The sequence below is a fragment of the uncultured Amaricoccus sp. genome, assembly GCF_937858865.1.
In the GTDB taxonomy this organism is placed as follows: domain Bacteria; phylum Pseudomonadota; class Alphaproteobacteria; order Rhodobacterales; family Rhodobacteraceae; genus Amaricoccus.
Map to the genome: position 1 here is coordinate 1 of NZ_CALLYO010000623.1, position 8,099 is coordinate 8,099.

The following is an 8,099-nucleotide window of genomic DNA, read 5'->3' on the forward strand; positions in this document are numbered from 1 at the left end:
CGGAAGAGGTCGGGATCGCGGTGGTCGGCGCCTCCGGGCGCATGGGGCAGATCCTCGTGCGCACCGTGCAGGAGACGCCGGGGGCGCGGCTCTCCGGCGCCACCGAGCGGCCGGGCCACCCCTGGATCGGCCGCGACCTCGGCGAGGCGATGGGCGGCGCGCCCCTCGGGCTCGTCGTCGAGGACGACCCCCTCCCGGTCTTCGCCCGCAGCCAGGCGGTCCTCGACTTCACCACCCCCGAGGCGGTCCTCGCCCATGCCGAGCTCGCCGCCCAGGCGCGGCTCGTCCACGTCATCGGCACCACCGGGCTCGAGCGCGAACACCTCGAGCGGCTGGCGGCGGCGGCGCGGCATGCGGTGATCGTTCGGGCGGGCAACATGAGCGTCGGGCTCAACCTCCTCACCGTCCTCGTCCGCAAGGTGGCCGCGACCCTCGGCCCCGACTACGACATCGAGATCGTCGAGATGCACCACCGCGCCAAGGTGGATGCGCCGTCCGGCACCGCGCTCATGCTCGGCGAGGCGGCAGCCGCCGGACGGCACGTCAACCTCGCCGACGTCTCCGAGCGCGGCCGCGACGGCATCACCGGCGCGCGCGCCGAGGGGGCGATCGGCTTTGCGAGCCTGCGCGGCGGCGACGTCGTCGGCGAGCACGAGATCATCTTCGCCGGCCCGGGCGAGCGGATCGTGCTCCGCCACGTCGCGACCGACCGCAAGCTCTTCGCCCGCGGCGCCGTCCGTGCCGCGCTCTGGGGCCAGAACCGCCCGCCGGGCCAGTATGGCATGCTCGACGTCCTCGGCCTCCACGACCCCGAGGCCGCGATTCCCGACCGCTGACCCACACGCCGTTATGCAGGGCGGTTTGCGGCAGGCTTGTTTTTGTGGCGGAATCACCGTAATGGCGCACCTCGGTAGGGTTGCCGCCAGAACTTCCGCCGCGTCGGACTTTCGATGCCGGTCCGACGCTACCCGAGCCGCCGCATGCTGCGGGCGGTTGTTGAAGGAGAGACGACGTATGGCGACCGGAACGGTCAAATGGTTCAATGCCACCAAGGGCTACGGCTTCGTGCAGCCCGACGGCGGCGGCAAGGACGTGTTCCTGCACGTCTCGGCGCTGGAGCGTGCCGGGCTGAACGGAATCGCGGACGGCCAGAAGATCAGCTATGAGCTCGAGACCGGCCGCGACGGCCGCGCCTCGGCCAGCTCGATCGCCTTGGTGCGCTGACCGCCGGGGATTGAACTTCGGGCCCGGCCGCCCCCTGCGGGTGGCCGGGCCCTTCCTTTTTCGGAGGCAGGAGATGCGGGCCGGGCGGTCCGAGAACGTCCGGGGCGCGGGCTTCATGGTCCTCGCCAGCATCGGCTTCTCGATCAACGACGCCTTCATGAAGACCGTGGCCGGCGAGATCCCGCTCTTTCAGGCCGTCTTCATGCGCGGTCTGATCGCGACGCTGCTCATCGGCATCCTCGCCTGGCGGGCCGGCGGCCTCCGCTATCGCCCCGGCCGGCGCGACGGGCGCCTCATCGCGATGCGCAGCCTCGGCGAGATCGGCGGCGCCGCCTGCTTCCTCCTCGCGCTCTTCAACATGCCGCTCGCCGGCGCGACGGCGATCATGCAGAGCCTGCCGCTGGCGGTCACGCTCGGCGCCGCGCTCTTCCTCGGCGAGCCGGTCGGCTGGCGGCGCTATCTCGCCATCGCCGTGGGCTTCCTCGGGGTCCTCGTCATCATCCGGCCGGGGACCGATCACTTCAACGCCTACGCCCTCTGGGCGGTCGCCGCCATCGCCTTCGTCGTCATGCGCGACCTCAGCACCCGGCGGATGTCCCCCGGCACCCCCGCGATGGCCGTCGTCTTCGTCACCACCGCCGCGCTGACCGTCGCCGCCGGCCTCGGCATCGCCGCGACCGGCTGGGCGCCGCTCGCCCCGCGCCACATGGGCGCCTTCCTCGTCGCCGCCCTCTGCCTCCTCGTCGGATACACGGCCGCCTTCGTCGCCATGCGGCAGGGCGAGATCGGCTTCGTGCAGCCCTTCCGCTACACGCTGCTCCTGTCGGCGATCGTGCTCGGCATCGTGATGTTCGGCGAGTGGCCGGACGCCTGGATGCTGGCCGGCAGCGCCATCGTGGTGGCGACCGGCCTTTTCACCCTCCACCGCGAGCAGCGCCGCGGCCGGACGGCGGAGGTCAGCGGCCCGGTACCCGAAGCAGGCGTGTCCGGCGGTTGAGAAGGTGCAGCGACAGCCAGACGAGCGCGAAGACGCCCAGCGTCGGCAGCCAGGCCTCGTCGGCCAGCCCCTGGTGCTCCTCCGTCCCGAGATCGGCCAGCACGTCGATCAGCGCCAGCGCGAAGACCGCTGCCAGCCAGCCCGGATACTCGCGCCGGAGCACCGAGCGCAGCGAGAAGGGCAGCGCCGGCCGCTTCCACCCGCGCAGCCGCGGCAGGAAGACCGGCACCTCGGCCGCCCAGGCGCGGTAGGCGTCGCCGAACTTAGCGAGCAGGAACGCCTCCTCCGCGAGGATGATCCGCTCGTAGTAGACGACGAGAAAGAAGCCGAAGGCGAGCGACAGCAGCAGGTCCTGGGTGAAGAGCATCACGCCCAGGTAGCTCATGCAGTTGGCGAGATAGAGCGGATTGCGGGTCAGCGAGTAGATGCCGGTGGTGTTGAGCTCGCGCGCCACCTGCCCGCCGGTGTTGCGCCCGGACGTCTTGCCCGGCACGAAGCCGACGGTGAAGGCGCGCAGGCCGAGGCCCGCCGCCACCAGGGCGACGCAGGCCGCCTCGTAGAGGTCGCCCCACCCGTGCCCGAGCGCCCGCTCGAGCGGCTCGCCGCGCCAGACCGCGAGGCCGACCAGCGGCAGGAAGATGAGGAGCACGTAGCTCCGCCGCCGGAACAGCCGCTCCCCGCTGTCGCGCATCCTGACGTCCAGCAGCATGTCATGTCCCCCACCGCCGACGCAGAATCGGCCAGCGCCAGCCATAGTCAAGCGATCCTGACGCCCGCCTGACGGGCCGCAGCCTAACGGGGGACGAGCCCGTCGAGCTCGGGCAGCAGGACGACGCTTTCCTGCTCGTTCGGATCGGTGCGGGCGATGACGACCGTACAGGGCGCCCCGGAGCGGTTGGCCGGCAGGTGCGGCAGCCCGGCCGGGATGTAGACCATCTCTCCGGCACGGACGACGGCATGCTGCTCGAGCCGGTCGCCGTACCACATCTCCGACTCGCCCTCGAGCGCGTAGATCGCCGTCTCGTGGTTCGCGTGCAGATGCGCCCGCGCCCGCTCGCCGGGCTGGAGGGTGAGAAGGTGCATGCAGATGCCGCGCGCCCCTACCGTCTCGGTCGAGACGCCGGCCGTGTAGGTGAACCCCTGCCTGCCGGCGTAGCTGTCCCTCCCCGGACGCAGGACACGGCAGGTCGGTGTCGCGGGACGTTCCATGCTTCGGCCTCCGGGGATCACTTCTCAGAGCATAGGCCCGCCGCAGGCCCGGACCAACGGCAAATGGGAACGGGAGCTGCGCTCCGGGCGTTTGCCGGGTGGAGGTGAACCATGCTCGGACTGAGACACATCGTCTACATGATGGCCAACGCCGTCATCGTCGGAGGAGCGATCATCCTGGTCCTGAGCCTCGGCATCGGCGGCTGGCTGACGATCTTCGGGTCGATCGCCGCCGGGACCATCCTCGCCTGGCCGGTCGCGCGACTGGTCGCGCGCTGGATCAAGATCGAGGATCCGGCCTGGAACGAGGAGAAGGACCGGCCGGTCGCGGCCGAGCGCAGGTATCGGGCCGCCCGGGAGCAGGGGCTGTCGCCCGAGGCGGCGCATGCGGTGGCGCGACGCTAGCGGGCTTGCGCCGCGGGATTGCGTGGTCGGGGCGCTTCGCCTAAAGCGGCGGGGCCAGAGAGCCGGAGCCCAGCCAGCCATGCGCCTGACCAAGTATTTCCTGCCCATCCTGCGCGAGACGCCGGCCGAGGCGCAGATCGCGAGCCACCGGCTCATGCTACGCGCCGGCATGATCCGCCAGGCGAGCGCCGGGATCTATTCCTGGCTGCCGCTCGGCTACAAGGTGCTGCGGCGGATCGAGCAGATCGTGCACGAGGAGCAGCAGCGGGCCGGGCATATCCCGCTGCTGATGCCGACGCTGCAGCCGGCCGATCTCTGGCGGGAGAGCGGGCGCTACGACGACTACGGGGCGGAGATGCTGCGCATCAAGGACCGCCACCAGCGCGACATGCTCTACGGGCCGACCAACGAGGAGCTCATCACCGACATCTTCCGCTCGGCGATCACCTCCTACAAGGATCTGCCGCTGACGCTCTACCACATCCAGTGGAAGTTCCGCGACGAGGTGCGGCCGCGCTTCGGGGTGATGCGGGGGCGGGAGTTCCTGATGAAGGACGGCTACAACTTCGACCTGACCGTCGAAGACGCGATCCACGCCTACAACCGGCATATGGTCAGCTACATCCGCACCTACGAGCGGATGGGGCTGAAGGCGATCCCGATGGCGGCGGATACCGGGCCGATCGGGGGGGACCACAGCCACGAGTTCCTCGTGCTCGCCCCGACCGGGGAGAGTGCCGTCTACTACGACCGGGCGGTGACGGACATGACGCTCGGCGACCGGGCGATCGACTACGACGACCGCGGGCAGGTCAGCGAGATCGTCGCGACCTGGACCGGCCCCTACGCCCGCACCGACGAGCGGCACGACCCGGCGGCCTTCGCGGAGATCCCGGAGGAGCGGCGGGTCGAGGGGCGGGGGATCGAGGTCGGGCAGATCTTCTTCTTCGGCACCAAGTATTCCGAGCCGATGAAGGCCCTGGTGGTGAACGAGGCCGGCGAGCGGGTGCCGGTGCAGATGGGCAGCCACGGCATCGGCGTCAGCCGGCTGGTCGGGGCGATCATCGAGGCGAGCCACGACGAGAAGGGCATCGTCTGGCCGGAGGGGGTGACGCCCTTCCACGCCGGGATCGTCAACCTCAAGCAGGGGGACGCGGCGGCCGACGGGGCCTGCGAGGCGATCTACGCCGGGCTGAGGGCGGCGGGGCTCGATCCGCTCTACGACGACCGCGACGAGCGGGCGGGGGCGAAGTTCGCCACGATGGACCTCATCGGGCTGCCCTGGCGGGTCACGGTCGGGCCGCGCGGCCTGGCGAGCGGCGTGGTCGAGCTCACCTCGCGGCGGACCGGCGAGAGCGAGGAGATGTCGCCCGAGGCGGCGGTGGCGCGGCTCGCCGGGATCTATGCCGGCGTGCGGTAGCGCATGCGTCCGCACAGTGCGGGCTTTCGCCAACTAGCTGGTACATAATGAGAATCGGCGCCGCGTTTACCACCTTTTGACGAAGGTTAATCCTCTCTAGCCGCGCCAGAAGGCGACGGTGAAGAGGACGTAGGCGGTCATGATCTCGAGGCGGCCGACCAGCATCAGGAAGGAGCAGACCCACTTCGCCGCGTCGGGGAGCGGCGCATAGGTGCCGGCGGGGCCGAGGACCGGGCCGAGGCCGGGGCCGACGTTGGTGAGCGAGGCGGCGGCGCCGGAGATGGCGCTGACCGGGTCGAGCTCGAGCAGGACGAGGGCGACCGCCCCGAGGCCGAGGGTGAGGAAGAAGAGCATGAAGAAGGCGATGACCGAGTCCATGACCTCGTCGGTGACCGCCACGCCCTGGAAGCGCGGGGTGAAGACCGTGCTCGGGCTGTGCAGGCGGCGCACCTCGCCGTGCACCGCGCCGAGCAGGAGCTGGTAGCGGAAGACCTTCGGCCCGCCCGAGGTCGAGCCCGAGCAGCCGCAGATCATCATGGCGCAGAAGAAGATCGTCTCGGCGAAGGGCCCCCAGAGCGAATAGTCGGTGGCGGCGAAGCCGGTGGTGGTGATGACCGAGGCGAGGCTGAAGAGCACCTCGCGCACCGTGCCGACGCTGAGCGGCGCCGAGGCGAGGAGCCGGGCGGCGAGGAGCCCGGCGGCGAGGCAGAGGTAGATGGTGAGGAAGGCGCGGATCTGGCTGTCCTGGAACAGCGCCTTCGGCTCGCCGCGGGCGAACTGCACGAAGCGGCTGAAGGACATCGCCCCGAGCAGCATGAAGACGGTGGCGATCCACTGCACCGCGGGCGAGAAGTCGGCGAAGGAATTGTCACGGTTGGCCATGCCGCCGGTCGCGACGGTGGAGAAGCCGTGCGCGACGGCATCGAAGCCCGGCATCCCGGCCCAGAGGTAGGCGAGCGTGCAGGCGAGCGTCAGCACGACGTAGACGGAGCCGATCGAGAGGGCGATCGAGCGCGCCTCGGGCATGATCTTGCCGAGGGTGTTGAAGTCGGCGCTCTTCAGCATCTGCATCCCGCCGATGTTGAGGACGGGCAGCAGGATCATCGCGAGGAGGATGACGCCGATCCCCCCGACCCAGGTCACCATGCAGCGCCAGAGGAGCGCCCCCTGCGGCAGCTGGTCGAGGCCGACGATGACGGTCGAGCCGGTGGTGGTGAGCGCCGAGGTGAACTCGAAATAGGCGTCGGTGAAGCCGAGGTGCGGCGCGCCGAGCATCAGCGGCAGGCCGGCGAAGGCGGGGAAGATCGCCCAGGAGCCGGCGGTGAGCAGGAAGCCCTGGCGGAGCGAGAGGGTGACGCGGCGGTCCTCGGCGCAGGCGACCGCCGTCGCGGCGCCGATCAGCATGGCGAGGATGGCGGCGACGGCGAAGGCGCGGGCGTTGGGATCGCCGTGGGCGAGATCGACGAGGAAGGGCACGATCATCAGCCCGCCGAGGCCGAGGATCAGCCAGCCGATGATGTAGCCGACGGGGCGGAAGCCGATCACGGCCGGGGTACGCCTTCGCGCCCCCTCCCGCCGCAGACCGGGCAGCCGGGGCGGGCGGCGGTGCGGATCCGGCGGGTTTCGGCGTGGAGCGCGTCGTAGACGAGGAGCGCGCTGCGGAGCGGGGTGCCGGCGCGGGTGACGAGCTTGATCGCCTCGAGCGCCATCATCGCCCCCATGACGCCCGGCAGCGCGCCGATCACGCCGGCCTGGGCGCAGCTCGGGGTGAGCTCGGGCGCCGGCGGCTCGGGGAAGAGGCACTGGTAGCAGGGGCCGCCCCGCGCCGGGTCGAAGAGCGAGAGCTGCCCCTCCCACTGGCTCATGGCGGCGGAGAGGAGCGGCCGCGCCGCCGCGACGCAGGCGGCGTTGACGAGATAGCGGGTGGCGAAGTTGTCGCTGCCGTCGAGGACGAGGTCCCAGGCCGGGACGAGGCTGGCGGCGGTCCCGGCGTCGAGGCGGAGCGGGTGGGTCTCGACGGCGACGTGCGGGTTGAGGCGGTGGAGCGCGCGGGCGGCGCTCTCGGTCTTCGGGCGGCCGATCTCGTCCGTCGCGTGCAGCACCTGCCGCTGCAGGTTCGAGAGGCTGACCGTGTCGTCGTCGACGACCCCGAGGGTGCCGACCCCGGCGGCGGCGAGATAGAGGAGCGCCGGGCTGCCGAGGCCGCCCGCCCCGACGACGAGGATGCGGGACGCCTTGAGGCGCTGCTGGCCGGGGCCGCCGATCTCGTGCAGGACGATGTGGCGGGCGTAGCGGGCCAGCTCGTCGGGGGAGAGGGTCATGCCCGGCCGGTGGAGCCGAAGCCGCCCTCGCCGCGGGCGCTCGCGGTCAGTGCCTCGGCTTCCTGCCAGCGGATGCGGGAGACGGGCGCGAGGACGATCTGGGCGATGCGCTCGCCGTGGGCCACGGTGACCGGCGCCTGCCCGAGGTTGACGAGGATCACCCCGAGCTCGCCCCGGTAGTCGCTGTCGATCGTCCCCGGCGTGTTGAGGAGGGTCAGGCCGTGGCGGAGGGCGAGGCCGGAGCGCGGGCGCACCTGGATCTCGTGGCCCTCGGGGATCTCGAGCGCGAGGCCGGTCGGCACCAGCGCCCGGGCGCCCGGGGCGAGGGCGAGGCCCCCGGCCCGGTCCCCGGGCGCGAGGTTGGCCTGCACGTCCATGCCGGCGGCCCCGGCCGTCGCATAGGCCGGCAGCGGCAGCACCGGGTCGCGGCCCGGCAGGCGGCGGATGCCGACGGCGACGCTCATCGCGGCGCTCGCCCGGGCGCCCCGGCGATCCGGTCGGCGATGCGGTCGGCCAGGCGCTC

At 71.7% G+C, this 8,099-nt stretch carries 9 protein-coding genes and 1 pseudogene; 5 read left to right on the forward strand and 5 right to left on the reverse strand.

What is annotated here, in order from left to right; all coding sequences use genetic code 11:
- The first annotated feature begins 14 nt into the window (after nucleotides 1-14).
- From dapB to Q0112_RS18620, 3 genes are all read left to right on the forward strand, one after another.
- Nucleotides 15-836: a 4-hydroxy-tetrahydrodipicolinate reductase gene (dapB, locus tag Q0112_RS18610; RefSeq protein WP_297977567.1), complete on the forward strand. Its 822-nt coding sequence runs from the start codon at nucleotides 15-17 to the stop codon at nucleotides 834-836.
- 178 nt (nucleotides 837-1,014) lie between these two features.
- Nucleotides 1,015-1,224 carry a cold-shock protein gene (locus tag Q0112_RS18615; protein WP_297977557.1) on the forward strand — a complete coding sequence of 70 codons (210 nt, stop codon included), beginning with the start codon at nucleotides 1,015-1,017 and terminating at the stop codon, nucleotides 1,222-1,224.
- 73 nt (nucleotides 1,225-1,297) lie between these two features.
- Complete coding sequence (locus Q0112_RS18620) at nucleotides 1,298-2,221, forward strand: DMT family transporter (RefSeq protein WP_297977559.1); 924 nt, start codon at nucleotides 1,298-1,300, stop codon at nucleotides 2,219-2,221.
- Here Q0112_RS18620 and Q0112_RS18625 read toward each other — a convergent pair.
- On the reverse strand, nucleotides 2,181-2,930 hold the full coding sequence (locus tag Q0112_RS18625; protein ID WP_297977560.1) for an isoprenylcysteine carboxylmethyltransferase family protein: 750 nt from the start codon (nucleotides 2,928-2,930) through the stop codon (nucleotides 2,181-2,183). The genes Q0112_RS18620 and Q0112_RS18625 overlap by 41 nt on opposite strands.
- 83 nt (nucleotides 2,931-3,013) lie before the next feature.
- A complete protein-coding gene (locus tag Q0112_RS18630; RefSeq protein WP_297977562.1) occupies nucleotides 3,014-3,430 on the reverse strand; it encodes a cupin domain-containing protein in 417 nt (138 codons plus the stop codon).
- Between the two features lie 111 nt (nucleotides 3,431-3,541).
- Between Q0112_RS18630 and Q0112_RS18635 the strand changes: the two genes are divergently transcribed.
- Both Q0112_RS18635 and proS read left to right on the forward strand, forming a co-directional pair.
- Nucleotides 3,542-3,835 carry a hypothetical protein gene (locus Q0112_RS18635; protein WP_297977563.1) on the forward strand — a complete coding sequence of 98 codons (294 nt, stop codon included), beginning with the start codon at nucleotides 3,542-3,544 and terminating at the stop codon, nucleotides 3,833-3,835.
- Nucleotides 3,836-3,914: 79 nt separating this feature from the next.
- Complete coding sequence (gene proS / locus Q0112_RS18640; protein ID WP_297977564.1) at nucleotides 3,915-5,255, forward strand: proline--tRNA ligase; 1,341 nt, start codon at nucleotides 3,915-3,917, stop codon at nucleotides 5,253-5,255.
- Between the two features lie 96 nt (nucleotides 5,256-5,351).
- Here proS and Q0112_RS18645 read toward each other — a convergent pair whose 3' ends face one another.
- The 3 genes and pseudogenes from Q0112_RS18645 to dut form a co-directional block, all read right to left on the reverse strand.
- Nucleotides 5,352-6,800, reverse strand: coding sequence for a TrkH family potassium uptake protein (locus tag Q0112_RS18645; RefSeq protein ID WP_297977565.1), 1,449 nt, complete (start codon nucleotides 6,798-6,800; stop codon nucleotides 5,352-5,354).
- Nucleotides 6,797-7,558 (reverse strand): annotated as a pseudogene (locus tag Q0112_RS18650) (ThiF family adenylyltransferase); the annotation flags it as partial. The gene Q0112_RS18645 and the pseudogene Q0112_RS18650, both read right to left, overlap by 4 nt.
- A gap of 14 nt (nucleotides 7,559-7,572) precedes the next feature.
- Nucleotides 7,573-8,040, reverse strand: coding sequence for a dUTP diphosphatase (dut, locus tag Q0112_RS18655; protein ID WP_297977566.1), 468 nt, complete (start codon nucleotides 8,038-8,040; stop codon nucleotides 7,573-7,575).
- Between the last annotated feature and the right edge of the window lie 59 nt (nucleotides 8,041-8,099).